The organism is Companilactobacillus nuruki (genome assembly GCF_002872255.1).
GTDB classification, from domain to species: Bacteria; Bacillota; Bacilli; order Lactobacillales; family Lactobacillaceae; genus Companilactobacillus; species Companilactobacillus nuruki.
The window spans coordinates 15,233-33,353 of sequence record NZ_NIPR01000013.1 but is presented as its reverse complement, the minus strand read 5'-3'; the positions used below and the strand labels follow the sequence as shown (position 1 = coordinate 33,353).

16 protein-coding genes are annotated in these 18,121 nt (G+C 33.5%); 7 read left to right on the top strand and 9 right to left on the bottom strand.

Features of this window, described 5'->3' with window-relative positions; all coding sequences use genetic code 11:
• The first annotated feature begins 50 nt into the window (after nucleotides 1-50).
• Nucleotides 51-290, top strand: coding sequence for a hypothetical protein (locus tag CBP76_RS05695; protein ID WP_102195982.1), 240 nt, complete (start codon nucleotides 51-53; stop codon nucleotides 288-290).
• A gap of 100 nt (nucleotides 291-390) precedes the next feature.
• On the opposite strand, the gene CBP76_RS05690 is transcribed toward CBP76_RS05695, so the two are convergent.
• The 9 genes from CBP76_RS05690 to CBP76_RS05650 all read right to left on the bottom strand — a co-directional run bounded on the left by CBP76_RS05690 (nucleotide 391) and on the right by CBP76_RS05650 (nucleotide 9,690).
• Complete coding sequence (locus CBP76_RS05690) at nucleotides 391-1,368, bottom strand: helix-turn-helix transcriptional regulator (RefSeq protein WP_102195981.1); 978 nt, start codon at nucleotides 1,366-1,368, stop codon at nucleotides 391-393.
• A gap of 74 nt (nucleotides 1,369-1,442) precedes the next feature.
• Nucleotides 1,443-2,387, bottom strand: a complete 945-nt coding sequence (locus tag CBP76_RS05685; protein WP_166667196.1) for a helix-turn-helix transcriptional regulator — start codon at nucleotides 2,385-2,387, stop codon at nucleotides 1,443-1,445.
• 196 nt (nucleotides 2,388-2,583) lie between these two features.
• Nucleotides 2,584-3,087, bottom strand: a complete 504-nt coding sequence (locus CBP76_RS05680; RefSeq protein WP_102195979.1) for a MerR family transcriptional regulator — start codon at nucleotides 3,085-3,087, stop codon at nucleotides 2,584-2,586.
• A gap of 12 nt (nucleotides 3,088-3,099) precedes the next feature.
• A complete protein-coding gene (locus CBP76_RS05675; protein WP_102195978.1) occupies nucleotides 3,100-3,930 on the bottom strand; it encodes an SDR family NAD(P)-dependent oxidoreductase in 831 nt (276 codons plus the stop codon).
• A 175-nt stretch (nucleotides 3,931-4,105) separates the two neighbouring features.
• A complete protein-coding gene (locus tag CBP76_RS05670; RefSeq protein ID WP_102195977.1) occupies nucleotides 4,106-4,774 on the bottom strand; it encodes a type 1 glutamine amidotransferase in 669 nt (222 codons plus the stop codon).
• A gap of 76 nt (nucleotides 4,775-4,850) precedes the next feature.
• On the bottom strand, nucleotides 4,851-5,663 hold the full coding sequence (locus CBP76_RS05665) for a MerR family transcriptional regulator (RefSeq protein WP_102195976.1): 813 nt from the start codon (nucleotides 5,661-5,663) through the stop codon (nucleotides 4,851-4,853).
• A 69-nt stretch (nucleotides 5,664-5,732) separates the two neighbouring features.
• Nucleotides 5,733-6,683, bottom strand: coding sequence for a zinc-binding dehydrogenase (locus CBP76_RS05660; RefSeq protein ID WP_102195975.1), 951 nt, complete (start codon nucleotides 6,681-6,683; stop codon nucleotides 5,733-5,735).
• A 239-nt stretch (nucleotides 6,684-6,922) separates the two neighbouring features.
• Entirely contained in the window at nucleotides 6,923-8,710 is a 1,788-nt protein-coding gene (locus CBP76_RS05655) for an SLAP domain-containing protein (protein WP_102195974.1), read from the bottom strand.
• A gap of 218 nt (nucleotides 8,711-8,928) precedes the next feature.
• Nucleotides 8,929-9,690 (bottom strand): glycosyltransferase family 2 protein, encoded by a 762-nt coding sequence (locus tag CBP76_RS05650; RefSeq protein ID WP_245865628.1) that lies wholly within the window; start codon nucleotides 9,688-9,690, stop codon nucleotides 8,929-8,931.
• A gap of 67 nt (nucleotides 9,691-9,757) precedes the next feature.
• Here CBP76_RS05650 and CBP76_RS05645 point away from each other — a divergent pair, with 67 nt between their 5' ends.
• From CBP76_RS05645 to CBP76_RS05620, 6 genes are all read left to right on the top strand, one after another.
• Entirely contained in the window at nucleotides 9,758-10,510 is a 753-nt protein-coding gene (locus tag CBP76_RS05645; RefSeq protein ID WP_102195972.1) for a tyrosine-protein phosphatase, read from the top strand.
• Between the two features lie 298 nt (nucleotides 10,511-10,808).
• Nucleotides 10,809-12,416 (top strand): SLAP domain-containing protein, encoded by a 1,608-nt coding sequence (locus CBP76_RS05640; RefSeq protein ID WP_102195971.1) that lies wholly within the window; start codon nucleotides 10,809-10,811, stop codon nucleotides 12,414-12,416.
• 80 nt (nucleotides 12,417-12,496) lie between these two features.
• Nucleotides 12,497-13,693, top strand: coding sequence for a sensor histidine kinase (locus CBP76_RS05635; RefSeq protein ID WP_102195970.1), 1,197 nt, complete (start codon nucleotides 12,497-12,499; stop codon nucleotides 13,691-13,693).
• Nucleotides 13,686-14,309, top strand: coding sequence for a response regulator transcription factor (locus tag CBP76_RS05630; RefSeq protein ID WP_102195969.1), 624 nt, complete (start codon nucleotides 13,686-13,688; stop codon nucleotides 14,307-14,309). The genes CBP76_RS05635 and CBP76_RS05630 overlap by 8 nt, the downstream gene beginning before the upstream one ends.
• A gap of 181 nt (nucleotides 14,310-14,490) precedes the next feature.
• Nucleotides 14,491-16,431 (top strand): ABC transporter ATP-binding protein/permease, encoded by a 1,941-nt coding sequence (locus CBP76_RS05625; RefSeq protein WP_102195968.1) that lies wholly within the window; start codon nucleotides 14,491-14,493, stop codon nucleotides 16,429-16,431.
• 262 nt (nucleotides 16,432-16,693) lie between these two features.
• Complete coding sequence (locus CBP76_RS05620) at nucleotides 16,694-18,052, top strand: zinc ribbon domain-containing protein (RefSeq protein ID WP_102195967.1); 1,359 nt, start codon at nucleotides 16,694-16,696, stop codon at nucleotides 18,050-18,052.
• Nucleotides 18,053-18,121: the final 69 nt, after the last annotated feature.

The following is an 18,121-nucleotide window of genomic DNA, read 5'->3' as shown; positions in this document are numbered from 1 at the left end:
GTCATATATAATTGTATAATATGAGTAAGTTAAGAAAGGATGTGTTACTTATGGATGAAATGGTATTTTTTAATCCCGGTGATGCAATTGCCAATTCAAGAGATTATGGTGAGGCTGTCCGCGGAGCACAAATTTACAAAGCAAAAGATCCTTATGAATCATCCCTAATTATCGCTGAAGATATGACCGATAATAAGAGCTTTGCGGTTTACTTTGCTAAAGACGAAAAATCAGATGTGAAAGATTCTGACAAGAGTGTTGTTCAATATCATTTGAAGAAAAAAATTTAAATTATTTTCTTACAAAAAGAGCTAATCAAATGACTATTTATAATAGTTAATTGACTAGCCCTTTTTGTGTAGAATAACTTATATTTTGTTCCGAAGTTCTTCATTCCTCATACATACTTAAAGTATCATGTAACTTTTGCTTCACCGCATCGATTAATGATTGTGGACGCAAAACCTCAACTTGTGTCCCTTGGCTCAAAACCCATAAAACTGCTCCTTGAGAATACAATCTTCCTTCTACAATTGTTACATCAGAGTTATTTGCATCATCATCAGATGAGATATGTGAATTAGGAACATTATTTAGTGCCACCTCTTTATTAGCTCCATAGCGAAATTTATAATCGATCACGCCGCCACCATTTAAAAGAAAAGTATTATTAATCATCCTTCCTTCATCTGGCCTCCTAATATAAGGAACATTAACTGCTTTACCTACTACCTCTATGTCCTCATTGAATCGATCAATTCGATATGTAGCTGTAACATCCTTTTGCGGCAAATACATCAACAAATAAAAATGATGACGTGAGAAGTACATGCTAATTGGTACTCCTAAACGGCTCTTAGTATGATTTGCCCCTTCATAACTACCATTATAACTAAATTTTATTTCTCTTTTTTCATTAATATAATCTGAAAATTTTTCGATTCTAGGTAAAATATTGTCAGTTTCATTAGGAATATAGTTCTCCTTTGATGTAGTAATGGAAATCATTCTTTTCAAAACCGAGCTTTTATCCGTAGGAACTAACTGAACAAGTTTATTAATAATTTTTTCTAGTTCTACCCTATTAAAAGTTTTACTTCCAATTATAATTTGTAAAATGGCTATGGCATCTCCAAAATCCAATTGTCCCTTATTTTTTAAAATATATTTTCGATTACCATCAAGATAGTAATTAGGTGTAAATTTGCTAATTTTTTCTTTAATAACTGAAAAATCATTATAAACGGCTTTAGGACCAATACTATATCTATCCTCAGTTTCTTTTAAATCGATTTCTTCACCGCTCAACAGCCTAAAAATTAATTCAACAACACGTTCACGACTTTTTATTGTTCTTTCTTCAACCATTATTTGATCCCTCTTTATTATTTCATCAAATAAAGATTAACATTCAAATATGTCATAATGTGTCATTTATTTATTTATTTTTCATCAGGATAAAATTCGAGATTCTTTTTTAATTCTTTACGTAATTTATCAATCAAAGATTGTGGTTCTAACACTTTAACATGAGATCCCTGACTCAAGACCCAAAGTAATGCCCCTTCAGAAAACAAATCTCCTTCAACAATCGTCTCATTCGAATTATTGGGATCATCATCTTCAGACACGTAAGAATTTGGGACATTATTCAATGCCGTTTGCTTATTGCTTTGGTAGTCAAATTTGTAATGAATATGATTTCCCTTATTTAAGGCAGTATTTCCGTTAATATTTTTACCAACATCAATCCTCTTATTAGCTGGAACATTGACAACTTTTCTTTTTGCTTTAGCCTCTTTGATCTGATCTAAATAATAGAGGGTCGTCTTATCCTCATCGACCAAATAAATCATTACGTAAAAATGACAGCTATCAAAATAAATACTCAATGGTACTCCTATCATTCTCTTAGAAAAATCTGCATATTTAAATGTAATTTCTCGTTTACTAACAACCCAATCAGCGAAGTCTTTTACCATTGGAAAAATAGGTTGATCTAATGCTGGTCGATAATTTTCAATAGTAGGTGTAATTAATTTTTTTACCTTAGAACGGTCACTAGTACTAACCAAATCAAGTAGTTGATTAATTAATTCTTCTAATTCGTCCTTACTGATAGCTCGACTGGCCATCAATACTTCCAAAACAATCAAAATTTTTTCTGAATTTATCAAACCATTTTTAGTAACGAAATTCTTTTTTGATGCTGAATTATATTTCATAGAATATTCAGCCAAAAAATCTGCATTATTTTCTATAGCCTTCATATCGCGACGATAAGTTCTATAATCTCTACCATAAAGCGATTTATAACTATCTAAATCGATCGTTCCACCTCGTAAAAGACCCATAAGTATATCAACAATACGTTCACTATTATTCATTAGTTGATTCATCCCCACTTCAATGATAATCAGGATTTTTTAAACTTTTAATGATTAAATCCTTTTAACAATTTTTAGATTATCATCAAGGCCTGACACAATATGTCTTCTACGGGATATCGACAAAATTTCTTCAAAAAAAGAGCAATGTTGAAAATCTTTCAACACTACTCTTTTATTTCACTGACATATTATGTCATCTATTACGATAATCTCTAACATTCACAAAATTATCTAACTCTATTAAGTCACCCTGCTTTTTTAGATAGTCACAATATTGTTCTTCAAGTTCTGGCAAACAACCATTGGTACAAGGAACAAAGTGTATTTCTTCAGTTCCTGCCTCCACAGCTGTTTTGTAATACCATTCTTTATACTTTAAATAACTCATTGTATCCTTTAAATCAGTGATCTGTTGTTGCAAATTCTTTTCATGATTCTTTAATAGGTTATACCTCTGTTCCAAAGTACCATCACCTTTAAGACGCATCTGAATAAAGATAGATATGTCGGCCACCGATACGCCTGCATTCTTTAAACAAATTATTGTTCGCATTAAATGAACGTCGTTATCAGTAAATTCTCTGCGACCAGCTTCATTACGATTAACAAACGGCAACAATCCCGCTTTATCATAATAACGAATCGTATCAATCGTAATACCCAATTCCTTTGAAACTTGTCCAATACTATAACTCATAATTTTCTCCAATTAATCATCTGTCGAAAGTGAAACATTTTTTCTACTCTTAATTTCCTTGACAATCTTTTCTAGACTACCTAAACCACCATTATAAGCAAAATCTCCCAATGGCAAATGCTCTGGAATAATTTCTTCTTTAGTTACCTGATCAAAAATCACTTGAGCAATTTTCTTAGGATCTCCAGGTGCTGCCGTCACTGAATCGGATACATTTTCTACTGAATCGCTGAATTTTTGATAATCAGAAATTTGAGGTACTACTTTATTAGAAGAACGACCAGACCAATCTGTTCTAGCTCCACTTGGTTCAACGTTCATAACTTGAATTCCTAAATCTGCGACCTCTTGGCGCAAAGTATCCGCATAACCTTCAACCGCAAATTTAGTTGCACTATAAAATCCCATTGTTGGAACAGTTACCAGCCCTAAAGCAGATGATAAATTAACAATTATCCCTGACTTCTGTGCTCGCATCATTGGTAATACAGCATTAGTCATATTGGCCAAACCGAAGACATTGACATCAAACATATAACGTACTTGTTTCATATCACTTTCTTCAATGGTTGAAAAATATCCTAAACCAGCATTATTAACCAAAATATCAACTGTTCCAAAACGTTTCTTGGCTTTTTTAGCAACTTTTTGAATTCCTTCGAAATCAGTTACATCAACAATTGATTTTTCAATCCTACTACTATCAAATTCATTTAAATAGTCTAAATCTTGAATTTTTCTAGCCGTCGCAATCAAATTAGTATCACTCTGTTTGGCAACTATCTTAGCCAACTCTTTTCCAAAACCACTTGATGTTCCAGTAATTAACCATGTTTTATTCATATTTTAAAATTCTCCTTCATTTAAATAAGTAATATTAGTTTATAACCTGGAGTCAACTCCAGGACAAGCAAAAAAACTTATTTTTCACTTGAAAGTGTTTTCCAAGAATTTCAAAAATAATATAGTCCAAATATGAAAAAAGCCAGTAATCAAAATTCGACCACTAGGCTTCTTCCTATCTTTTTGAAATGTAATCCAATAACTTATACAACGTTTGCTTATTGTTATCAGCTATCTTAGTTTGTAGAATCTCAGTTTTAGTTTGATGAAGGCTTGATCCTTCGAGATATGGAAAATCATTAACAACCATTTCTCGAACATTATCAGCTTTAGGTTCCAAATGAAATTGCAATCCAACGATTCGATGGTTCATTATGAATCCTTGATTTTCAACTTTATCGCTTGAAAATAACAGTTGTGCACCGCTTGGTATCTCAAACATTTCTTCATGCCAATGCAAGACATTTAATTCTTCTGGTATATTAAGAAATTTTGCATCCCGTCGATAAACTGGTGCAAATCCCACTTCTTTAGCTGGCGCCTTGGTAACCTTATAACCTAATGTTTTAACAATTTGTTGAGCCCCGTAACAGACCCCCCAAATTGGTTTATCCTGAGAAATTAATTTCTTGATTAATTCTCGTTCTTGTTTGATCCAAAGTAAGTCATCATTAGGACTCATTGGACCTCCCAAAATAATTAACATATCGGTCTCACTAGCCGTTGGCAAATAACCAAATTGATATGGATGATAAATAAACATTTTATGACCATGCTTAGTTGACCAATCTTGGATCATTCCTGGACCTTCATTCGGCGTATGTTGTAAAACATTTATTCGCATAGTTTTCCTTTCATATCAACGGCAATATTGGTTTGGGTATCGCCTGCAAATCCCCAAGATAAAATTATTATATCATTTATTTTTTGATCAGATATTCCAGCCACAGATAATCCGAACCGCCCTTATTTGTTAAATCATCCTTCTCATTTATTTGCCACATATCATCAGTGACATTTAATTTATGATTACCACAAAATACTTTTAACAAATCCAATCCCCTACAAACGCCCATCGTACTATTTTCAACTTTCACAGCAACGTATTCTCCGGCAATCTTCTCGATTTTAGGCATAGCTTTCCCACTATTATTAGTTGCCGTTTCTTTAATAACTCTAAAAGCTGCTTCTGGATACTCCTTCGAATCCATATTAGGTACATCAGCTAAAAAGCCTGATTGATTTCCATCCATCAAAGCTAATTTATCCAATTGTTGATAAAACTCTGAAAACAATTCAGCTATTTCTTCTTCAGTACAAGACACAGCCTCTCTTGAACACCAAAATGTTAATCTTGGACGTTTTACAATTACCGGTTGATAATTTTCTATTACTAATTCCGAAATTCTTGTTTCTTCCAATATTTTTCTGGATACAATCGATTCTACTTTCGATAATTCAGTGATTTTGGAATCAACTGCTTCTTGAATATTAATCAATTCATCGATTATTTTTGAACTAGAATCATTTTGAATTTCTTTAATTTGATTTAATGATAATCCCATATCCTTCATAGATAATATAAATAGCAATTCGTACAACTGCTCATATTTATAATACCGATAACCCGAAGAGCTACGTTCTATGGGATGAAACACGTCTTGTTCATCATAAAAGATCAAAGTTCGTCTCGTTGTATTGGCCAATTTTGCCATTTCACTAATTTTTAACATAATTAAACCTCATTATAAATAGGTATATGATACCAAAAAAGTGTGCCAAGATTTGACACACCTTTTTATCTAATCAGTTGTAACAATAACTTGCCCCATGGGACGATCACGTTTCATGATATATTCTTGTGCAGCCTGAATGTCATCTAATTTGAACACCTTAGAAATAGGGATCGTCAAATGATTATCATTAATTAATTTAAACATTTCATTAATTATTTCATCGTTGATATCTACACCGTCAAAAGCTGTGATATATTTACCACCAATATTTTCAAATGGATCAAAATTTTCCCATATCCATTTTCCAGAAAGCAACCCAACAGTTGTATAGTATCCACCACGTTTAACATGTGCTAACGAATCACTAACAACCGGTGCCCCAACCATATCGAGAAAACCATCAAATTCTTCATCCGTTTGTAACTTTCCATCCTCATCAACTACAACATCTATCGCACCCATATCTAATAACATTTGTCGACGTTCTTGTCGTCTTGTAGTTGAGGTAACTTTTATCCCCATAGCATTTGCCATAACCATCGCTGCCATTCCAACACCTGTGGTACCACCACGAACTAGTAATGTTTGTCCTGTCTGTAATTTAGTTGTTTTTAAGGCACCAAATGCTGTATAGAATGTTTCGGGATAATTAGCAAACTCTACCCAAGATCCTTCAAAATCAACTGGATGAATAATACTATCAGGTATTAAGGCATATTCTTCTTCACTACCATCAAACTCACGGTCAAAGCCACCATTAACAACCAGAATTCTTTGCCCTTTAGCAAGTTTACTATTCTTTGAAGGCTGATATACTTCACCGACAGCTTCAATTCCAATAACTCTTGGGAATTTAACCGATGGTGAACCCCCTTCACGGGTTAAAACTTCATAACGATGTACTGCAAATGCCTTGATATGAATAACTGTTTGGTCCGTCGTTGCTTTGGGAATCGGACTCTCCTCTATCTTCAAAACCTCTGGACCACCAGCTCGACTAATAACTACTGCTTTCATATTTATGTATCTCCTTTGTATTTAATTACTTATCTCTCAACAATTAACTACTATAAACTGTCCAGTCACGTTACAGTCAAGGGTTACTTTTATTTGTCCGATCTAATTTCACTATCTCCATATACTTACAGTTGCCAACGAACCAATGCGAAATTTATTAGATGATTTTTTTAAATTAAAAAGAGAGCAACTTCTTAAACAAGAAAAATTGCTCTCTTTTTATCAAACTAGATGAATACTTAATATTCTGTAACATCGCTAGCTTTAACAAACTCATTGGTTCCAACTCGATAATACTTCTGATCATTAATATTCGCAGTAATATCGCTATACCATTTAGATTGTTGAGCTAAAGCTCGATTTTCGATTCTATTACCCTCTGCTTTGTATAAATCTTTTACATTCCCTGGCTTTGTCTCAACATCAACAGAATGAGATTGATATACGTAAACGTCCTCAGCCTTTACCCATTCATTTGTCGCTACACGATAGTAATATTTTCCATTGATATTTAGTTGTTCATCGCTTAGCCAACCAGAGTCCTTTTGAAGAGCTCGATTAGTAACTAATTTCATTGCTGAACCTGAATCCCACATATATAAACGTGCAAATGGTTTATCACTGTATGTCATTACAGTTAGCTTACGATACATCATTTGAACATTTGAATTTATATTTGAATCGTTATTATTATGATTTTGACTTGGAGCTGTGGAATGGGAACTACTACTTGAATGATTGGTCTGATCTTTTTTATAAAAGACCTTATCAGTAGTCGTAATTGAACCATCGTCATTAATTTTTGCAGAAACATAATCTTTATCTGATGTATATCCCTTTATTAAAGGAACCTTTACCTTGACTATATCTCCAATATTCCCAGTTACACTATGGACAGTTTGATCTGATAAATTTGATTTTATTACTAAATCACCCATTACATGTTTGTCAGGAACAAATGTATCAATTTTAAATTTGTCCTTTTCGACATCAGAATATGGATATCGTATAATGTTAGAACCATCGTAATAGTCTGCAATGCTTGCTGTAGAAAAACTCTTATCACCTTGAGGATCTTGAGCCGTTCCATTACCAATATTCAACCATCGACTGGCATTCTTAGCTGGTAGAGCAGTACCATCAGTAAATTGATTTAACGTACTTAATTTAATTGATTGTAAATTGGTACCTTTAAACATTGTAGTAGTATCCATTAAATCTCTTTTGGTCCACATTCCCCAGTTAGAAAGATCCAATGTTTTTAATGAACTATCATTCTCAAACATATTTTTTACGTTGGAAAGTGAAGCAATATCGGCAAATGGAGCCTGCTCAAAGAACTTTACCCCAACTTTTTCAAGTGCGGTATCACCAGCAAACATGTTTTCCATTGTTGTAACATTGTCCACGTCCCAACCGGATATATCAACACTTGTCAATGAAGTATCATTTTCAAACATATGTGAAAATTCTGAAAAAGCTCTAGTTATTGAACCATCCCACTTAGGAAAGTCCATTTCCTTTAGAGACGTATCCCCGCTGAAGGTTCCAGTCCAGTCTTCTGTATCCGGCATAGACAAATTATTCAAATTATCAAATTCAGTCACATTTTTTAAATTAGCAAATAAATATTCAACATACCTTGGAAGAACAACGGTTCCATCAAAAGAGACTTTGGTTATATCGTCTGAGTACTTAGACCATGGCGACGTTTTACTGCCAGTATTATTTTGTATATTTCCTGAGCATAAATGAAGAACTTTGTCGCTAGAAATATACCATTGTATATCTGTAACTCCCTGTTCACCATAATTACCACTGTAAAGAGCATCTTTAGGAATTTCTAAATTCGATTCTTGAACAGTAGAGTTTTTTTGTTCGTCTACAACTGAAGGCGTTAAATCTGCCCTAACGGTCGTGCCAGAATTAATGAATCCGACTGCACCTATAGAAATTCCTATTACAAGTAACTTATAGTTTAAATGTCTACCAAATAAACCTGAACGATGTTTCTTTTTTGTTATCATGCGTTCATCCCCTATTAAAAATAATTTATAGAATACTGCATTTTAACCTTAACACTATAAAGCCAAACAATCCTCATCATTAATAGAAAATACACATTTTTTCAAACTCTTTTTGAAAGCAGCTCTAACATCTAAAATGTTATTCTTAGATGGAACCACTTCCTAAGACAAACAAAAAAGCCAAGCACTTAGCTCGACTTACCCACTATTAATATATATTAAATCTGGTCTTTCTCATTTCGAGTGCTTTCTCGAATGGTCTTATAAACTTTCATTCTAGCAACACCGACATCACGAACATTTTCCATTGCAAATTTTTGAGTAATACTGCCCTTACGAGAAATGTAATGATAAAGTGGAACATTATCAAAATAAAACTTTCTGGCTACGGTTGCATACTCAACATTAAAAACTTGATCTTCCATTAAATCTAGATCAGTTTGAAATGAGAGGTTATTTTCTTCAATAATGGAACGAATATACGCTTTGTTCCACGTATATCCCATTACAGTACCCGTCATTTTGATAATTTGCTTCACTGCTTCATCCCGTCCAACGATTGAGGTCTGATGTTTAGCAATTTTATTTTTTACTTTGCCATTTTCAGTTTGATTATAAAAACCACATGTAACCATGTCTACATCTTTATCACTGAAAATTTCTAAAAAATGATCAACATAATTGGGTTCTACCCAATCATCGCCATCAATAAACGTCACAAACTCACCATCTGCATTTGCTAATCCAGTATTTCTTGATGTAGAAACGCCCGAATTTTCTTTGTGGCAAATAACAGAAATCCAATCATACTTTTTTTCATAAGAACGGATTATCTTTTGAGTTTCGTCTGTAGAGCAATCATCGACTATAACCAGATTGAAATTCCGATTAGTCTGAGCAATCACTGAATCGATTGAGCTAGAAATATAATCAGCCACGTTATAAGCTGTCATAATAATTGAAAGTTTATTTTTCACCATAAATCACCTTAGTATTATTTTACTTCTAATAACCCAAAATACGCAACAATCCGGGGAGGATAAAAAAATGAAACGCATATTAAATCTAGAAGGTGCAATAAATTTACGTGAACTTGGTGGATATCCCACTAATGATGGTACAACAATTAAATATAATAAACTCTTACGTTCAGGGGATATAAGTAACTTAACAGGAAAATCTTTAGATTACCTTAAAAAATACGGATTAAAATACGTTGTAGATTTTCGTTCCAATAATGAACAAATGACTTGGGCCGATACGACCTCTGATTTTTATAAAATATATTCCGATCCAGTTTATCCCTTAAAAGGCAACGGCGACAAACTTGCTGGTATTATTAATAAAGACAACTATAGTTATTTGGGTATGATCTACCAAAGCGTTGTTTTAGATGCCCACGGACAACAAGCTTATAAAATTTTTTTTGATTTGTTATTGAACAATGATCAACCAAATCAATCTTTACTCTTCCACTGTGCTGCGGGAAAGGATCGAACTGGTATTGGAGCATTATTAGTTCTCAAGGCCCTGGGCGTTGATGATGAAACTATTACCAAAGACTACTTATTAACCAATTTGATGTACGAAAGCAAATCAACAATTGAAGAAACTTTGAACGACAAAAATGGTAACCAAGATATCAATAAAATGAATATGACCAAAGGTGACCTCGAAAGTATCACTTCCGTCTTTAAAGCAATTGACCATTACTATGGTAGCTTTAACAATTATCTTCGTACTGCTTTGGGAATTGATGGCGAGAAACTAGCCAAACTAAAAGCTATTTATACTGAATAATCAGCTTTGTAATATTCTTTTATATCAAACTAGATTGGTAAAGTCGAATTTACTTTAGTTATAATTGAATTGCGAGGGAGGCGAACCTCACCTCTTACAAAATAATCTAACTTGTTCTTCCTCGTTACTGCCAATAAGTCATATCTTCATATTTTTTGGTTGACTGAAACAAAACCAAATCGTTTTCCTCATACATTTAAGTGTATGAGTTTTTTTATTTATGACACATAATGTCACATTCATCCTTAATTAATATTATAATGTACTTATAATATTGTTGTTTATGGAGGAAAAAATTTTGAGGAAAATACAAGCTTTAAAAAAGCAATTGATCCTATCATCAATCACACTTGCCTTAATACTATCTGGAATTACATTTATTATTTCTAATAGCACTAATGTATTGGCTGATGACACAGGCACCGCTGAAGCTGAGTCCACTGCAACTAGGACTTATAAATTAGGTGAACCACTAACTATACCCATATACTTATCTGGTGACACTAACAAAACAGAAATCGGAACATACACTACTCCGCCAATAACCAAGGATAGTATTAATAATTATAACCCAAGCCCTGAACCTGGTACTCCCAATGGGAGTCTTTACTTCGATGGTACAAAACTTCCCGATTCATATAATGGACATTCAATCAAACTATCATTACCACTTGGTCCTATAAATATATACTTCTTTAACGTAACAGACTCAACTTATCAAATCGGTGATATCAAGGGACCATCAGATAGTTACGCTATACCCGCAAGTTTGGATTCAGCTACGATAGCCATTAATCTTATTACTGATGATTCTAATAAACCGTTTTTAACTACGACAGTAGATTATACTAAGGGTAATAATTCGTATCACGATCTACTTACTAAGGAAATATATCCATATACAAAAAAGGCGCCTGTAGGATACTACTTGACCAATGATATAGACGTCAAAACTCCAATATTATCCCCTAATGATTTAACCCAAAATATTCAACTTGAAAAAGATGGAACGTATACATGGACATTCAATACCTACGTCAATGGAAAACTTTCCAAGACACAAACAGTACATCCTCTTACTTATCAATCCTTAGACGATATTATTAGCCCTATGCCTGCTCCAAGTGGTTATGAACCAAACAAAGCAGACTCTGAAAAGACCAAGATTTATTTAAAAGATTCCAATGGAAATCCAATTGCTGGCTCTGATCCTAATGGCTATGGTCTTGAGGAAATCAAATCACTTCTTGGACTTCAAACAGTTACCACAAACGATTCTGATCCAGTCTCATACATAACCTCATTAAATAATGCTTATCTGGATTATTGGGCAAAGGTTACAGGACATACTTTGCCTAGTTACAAAAACATCCTTACTTCATTATACCCACCCCTCCTCCAGAATATAACTATCGACCAATACTATACAGTTAAAAATACCAACACCTCTGGTGGCGGATCAAGTTCATCTTCAAATAATTTCAACATAACGGATAAAAAACAATTAGTTTCAACATTCTTAACTCACTCGCCTGCTAAGCTGTATACCATTAATGGCGATAGGTTATCTTCTAACAATAGCTTTTCACTGAGTCCAGGTACAGATTGGGTAAGTGATAAAACAGCAACTAGAGATGGTGCAACTTATTATCGTGTTGCCACAGACGCTTGGGTCAAATCTAGTGATGTTTATCAATATGTCCCACAAGATTCAATTGTTACAACTGATAATAAACTCACTTATTTATTGCATGGTGATGCATCTTCCGTACATAATCGGGGATTAGACAAGAATTCTTCCTGGAAGAGCGACCGAATTGCTTACTTGTCAGGATATAATACAACTACTAAATTCTATCGGGTTGCAACAGATGAATTCGTTGCTGCTGACGATATTGTAAAATAATTATTCTAAAAGCATTCTCTTTGAGGATGCTTTTTTGTTACAGTATAGAAAGTTCATTACTATAATTGAAGGATCAATCTATGCAATTTAAAAAACATTTAGGATTTTACTTAAAACTATTCACACTATTAGTCGTTATTTTAGAATTAATTTTTAATAACACTAGCTCTCGAGAAAAAACCTTTCTTCTACCTATTCTAGTATTCTCTATCCTAGTAGAGAGCTGGTTTCATAGTCCATGGAGCAAAGCCAAAAATGGTAGCCTAGCAGAATACTCTAGCTACTTAGTCTTTATCCTACTAGGTTTTGTTCAATTACTCAGTCCCCCAACTATTATTGTTATTTATTACTATCTAGCAATTGTTACAACCACTGAATTCACTGTTAAGCAAAATCCTCGTCCTAAACATATAATTATTATTCAATTCATTATCTATTTTTGTTTTTTCACTATTCCCAGATCAATTGACTTAAATTTTCATTCTTGGATCGGTTATCTTCAGCTGATATTGTCACCCTACACAATTCAATTTTGGAGTACCTATTTAATATCTTATTTATACTTAAATTTATTAGAAAAAAACCGTGCCATTGATGCCTTGAATAAAGAACTAATGACTAAGGTTGACCAATTACAGGACTACTCCAGTAAAATCAAAGAATTAACTTTAATTGAGGAGCGCCAAAGAATTTCTCAAGATCTACACGATATGTTAGGACACTCCCTAATTGGTTTAAGATTACATCTGGATGCCTTAAACCAAGTTATCGACACCGATACCGAAAAGTCACATAAAATCCTAAACAAATCAAAAAAGATTATTGACCACAGTTTAGTTGAACTAAGAGAAACAGTTAATGAATTGAAAGAAACTAAAGAATTAGCTGATTTAAAGTCTGCTTTAGAAGAACTACAGAGTTCCATCTCCGTAACTGACAAAGTAAAAGTTGATTTGAAAATGTATTTTGATGTTAATAAATTGGATATCTCAATTAAAGATTTAATTTATAAAACTTATCAGGAATTTATTACCAACAGCCTTAAACATGGGCATAGTTCTCTAATTACTATTAAATTAAGAACAATTAACGATAATTTGATTTTCAACTTGAGTAATAACGGCCTTACTGCTAAAAACATCACTGCATCTAACGGTATCAATGGTATCAAGAGTCGGGTGATTAAATTAAAAGGAACAGTTGAATTTTCAGACAATCAGCCTAGTGGTTTCAAGACCGATATAACTCTTCCGATTGGAGTAAATGAAAATGATTAAAATGATTATTGCTGACGATCAGGCAATCGTTCGTGAAGGTTTAAATTTGGTATTGAGTTTTGACGATGATATTGACATTGTTTTTCAAGCCAAAAATGGTCAAGAAGTAATTGACTATTTAGCGGATAATGAATGCGATATGGTCTTAATGGATATCAAAATGCCAATATTAAACGGTGTTGAGGCTACTAAAGTGATCCATCAGCAATATCCTCAAGTCAAAATTTTAATTTTAACAACCTTTAATGATTATGAGTATATTTTCCAGGCCCTCAAAAATGGCGCCAATGGTTACCTTTTAAAGGATACCGACAGTAAGGAATTGATCACCGATATTAAAAAAGTTTATCAAAACGAATCAATTATCGGTAGCCAAATCAGTGACAGTTTAGTCGCTGGACTTCAAAACAACTCTCAACAAGATATGATTGCTTCATTAACTCCTAGGGAATTAGAAATTGCCCGTGCTATAGCTGATGGCAAGAGTAATAAAGAAATCAGTACTATGCTCTTCTTATCTGAAGGAACAATTAAAAACTATGTCACAAATATCTTCGAAAAATTACAACTAAGTAATCGAACTGAGGTTGCCCTTTTCATGAAAAAATATGACTAAAGTCATATTAATTTTATGACCTATTTCAATATCTAAATATTTGGATTCTCGATATACTTCTAATTGTTGATGAAACAGTTAGAATTTTTTTGTTTCATAATCTTAAAAAAGGCAAAATAATTTTACAAATATTATAATAAATTTTATAGTATTGCCTAAATAACAAAAAAGGGGTAAATAAATGAGTTTACTTGAATTAAAGAACGTCAAGAAATCATTTACATTAAATAAACAAGAATTTCCTGTTTTGAAGGGAATAGATTTAAAATTAGATCGTGGTGAATTTGTTTCTATTCTTGGTGAATCAGGTGGTGGTAAAACCACTCTTTTGAATACAATTGGTGGACTTGATTCCCAATTCCAAGGTGACATTTTAGTTGATGGAAAATCTCTAAAAAAGGGCTCCGATAAAGCGCTTGATAATTACCGTAGTCATACCGTTGGTTTTGTTTTCCAAAGTTTCCATTTGATTAGTCATTTGACCATTCTAGAAAATGTCATGGTTCCTCTAGAAATGTCTTCACTAAATAAATCTCAAAGAACCGATCGTGCCAAATCATTACTTGCTAAAGTTGGCCTTTCAGAACACCTAGACAAACATCCTAGTCAATTATCTGGTGGTCAAAAGCAACGTGTCGCAATTGCTCGTGCTTTGGCTAATGATCCTGAGATCATCATTGCTGATGAACCAACTGGAGCCTTAGATTCCGAAAACACTGAAGAAGTTTTGAAGATTTTAGACGATATCGCCAAGGAAGGCAAGTTAGTTATCGCCGTTACCCATTCCCAAATAGTAGCCGACTACGGTACCAGAGTCGTTCATTTACAAGATGGTAAAATTGATTCTGATAAAAAACTGCGTGATTCCTATCCTATCCCCAATGAAACATCTACTGACAAGAAAATTACCCATTTAAGCTTTGGTGATACTTTCCGATTAGCATGGGAACATATGCGTTATACCAAAGGTCGTAATATTTTAATTATTATCGGTGCCGCAATTGGTATTTTCTCAGTTATCTTCATGCTTGGACTAGGCTCAGGTATTACCAATTACATTAATGGTGAAATGACCAAGCAAGTTAACCCCAATGCTATCCAAGTAACTAAGACCGTTTCTCGAGACAATACCGATCCTAATAGTATTAATATGAGCAATTCAGACGTTAATACTTTCAAAAGAATCAAAAACGTCAAAAAAGTTGAAAAAGCTTATTTTGCACAATCTCCAAAAGTTAACTACGATAATAAGAATGTTTCCGTTCAATTCTTCCAAACTTGGAATGCAACTGAAAAACCGGACGATATCACTAAGGGTAAGAAACCAGGTAGTAATCAAATTATCCTTCTAAAATCGGATGCACAAAAACTAGATAAAAAGAATTACAAAAACATGGTTGGTAAAACCGTTAAGATGTACGTCACAAGTATGGATGCAAACAACCAACCTACTCAAATAACTATGAATCTAAAAGTATCAGGTATCATAAAATCTGGATCTTCAGTTGTTACCTATAACACCTTGGAATCAGCTGCTAAAGATGCCAATGTAACTATCAAACCAAACTTTGTTACATTATCAGTTAATAACACATTGAATGTTAAGGGCGTTCAGGAAAAAGTTAAGTCTTACAAGACAACAATCGATAATAAAAAACAAAACAAATACACTATTACTGGTGTAGGTGCCATCATCGATTCATTGAATACTTATTTGAGACTAGCTTTTGATGTCCTAGCTGCAATTGCAGGTATTTCTTTAATCGTTTCAGCTATCATGATCATTGTTGTTCTATACATCAGTGTCTCAGAACGTACTCAAGAAATTGGTATTTTACGTGCTATTGGTGCCAGAAAGAAAGATATTAGAAATATGTTCATCTCTGAATCTTTCTTAATTGGGTTATTATCAGGTGTCTTTGCTTCAATAATCGCTTGGTTAGTACAAATGGGAACCAATTCAATTGCTCAAAGTGCTTTTAAAGCAACCATAGTATCAATTTCACCAGGTAACTTTATCTTTGGTATTGTTATCAGTATCGTTATTAGTTTACTTGCTGCCTTAGCCCCATCAAGACGTGCCGCTAAACTAGATCCTCGTGATTCACTAACAGATGAATAACAATAAAAATAATCTAGTGACTATTAAAAATAGTTGCTAGATTATTTTTTAATTCTCGTTTAATTTCAGTTAACATATAAATATTTGCCAACTCCCCAACAAACTAAACACTATTTTTAAGCAAATCTCTAATTTCTTTTGTATAATTAAGTTTCGGATATATACAACATGTGACATTTCTGTGAACTTTCACTGAATGTCTTCCTATAGAATAGGTTGTCTTGTATACTTATTTTGTCAACATAATGGAGGAATGCGAATAATGTTTTGTCCAAATTGTGGCCATAAAGTTGAAGCAGATCAGAAATTTTGTGATAACTGCGGCTGGGCCCTTAAAAAGAAAAGCAACAGTGATTCAACTGAAACAAAAGATGATGATACAATCCGTTCATTGTCAGATATCGAAAATGAATTAAATGAGGAAGATTCTTCCCCAAAAATAAAAACCGAACAAAAGCCAGTTCAACAAGCACCTGCTCAACAACAAGAGTATGGTTCTTTTGATCATCCCCGTGAACAAAAAAAATACGAGACACAAAAATCAGTTCAGCCTAATCCCGAACCAGAGATGAAAACTTACAGTGGATCGAACCGTTCTTCATTTAGTAAATCAGAAACTATTCCTGATGAACCATTGGATGATAAGACTCAAATTTACAGTAAAAATGATTTCAATCCGATCTCTCAAAAGCCCTACAAAAAAAAGCAAGATGATTCCTACAAGGCCCCCTTTGAGGACTCAATAAAGGAACCATTGCGTAATCCTTTTGAACCTACTGAGAGTGAAAAACGTGCTGCTGAGGCTAAGAAAAAGGCTGAGGAGACCGATCCAAATGACGGATTTATTCATAATATGCTCAAATTTGCTAAAAATAATGTTTATGTTAGTATCTTTGCCGTTATTATTACAGCGATTCTTCTAGTCGTAAAAAGAAATTATGGTTATATTGCTTTAGCAATCATTATCATCTTATGGTTCTTACTTTCTCAATTGCGTCATGGAAATGAGCTTGGTGCTAACAAAGCCTTAAAGAAAGAAACATCTTTAAAGAAACGTGACGAATCTGATGAAACGGGTGACAACTACACTGCTAAGCCTCAATCTCAAAAGAACCACAAGAAGGAAAAATATCAAACAGCAGCCGACAGATTAAGACCTAATCAAAAAACAACTACCCAAAAAATAATTATTGTTTCTTCAATTATTGGCTTTATAGCCTCAATTACTGGGCCATTTTTAGATACCCTTTCTTTATCTAGTACTATCGCCAACGCTGCCAACTATACTGCTAGTTCATTAGGGTCTCAGCCAACTTGGATTACCAATGGCTTCTCAGCAATTAGATTGATTTGTTTCTTATCACCAGTCATTGCATTAATTGCTGCCTGCTTTAGATCTCGTGGTAGTATTCGTTTGGTAAGAATCTTCACTTTATTACCAACTGTACTCTATGCTGCCCTCTATGCCGTCTTGTACGCTGGAGTGGTAAATTCCTCATCAATTACTGGTCAAGTAGCTGTAACAACAAGTGGTTCTTTTGGAACTAGTTTCTACGTCCTATTAATCACATCAATTGTTTCACTAGTTATGGCATATGCTTTACGCCCAAGAATTAAATAGACCTTTTAGGTCTATTTTTTTATAATTAAATTTATTTTTACACAATATTCAGAAATTTTTTTTCAAGAA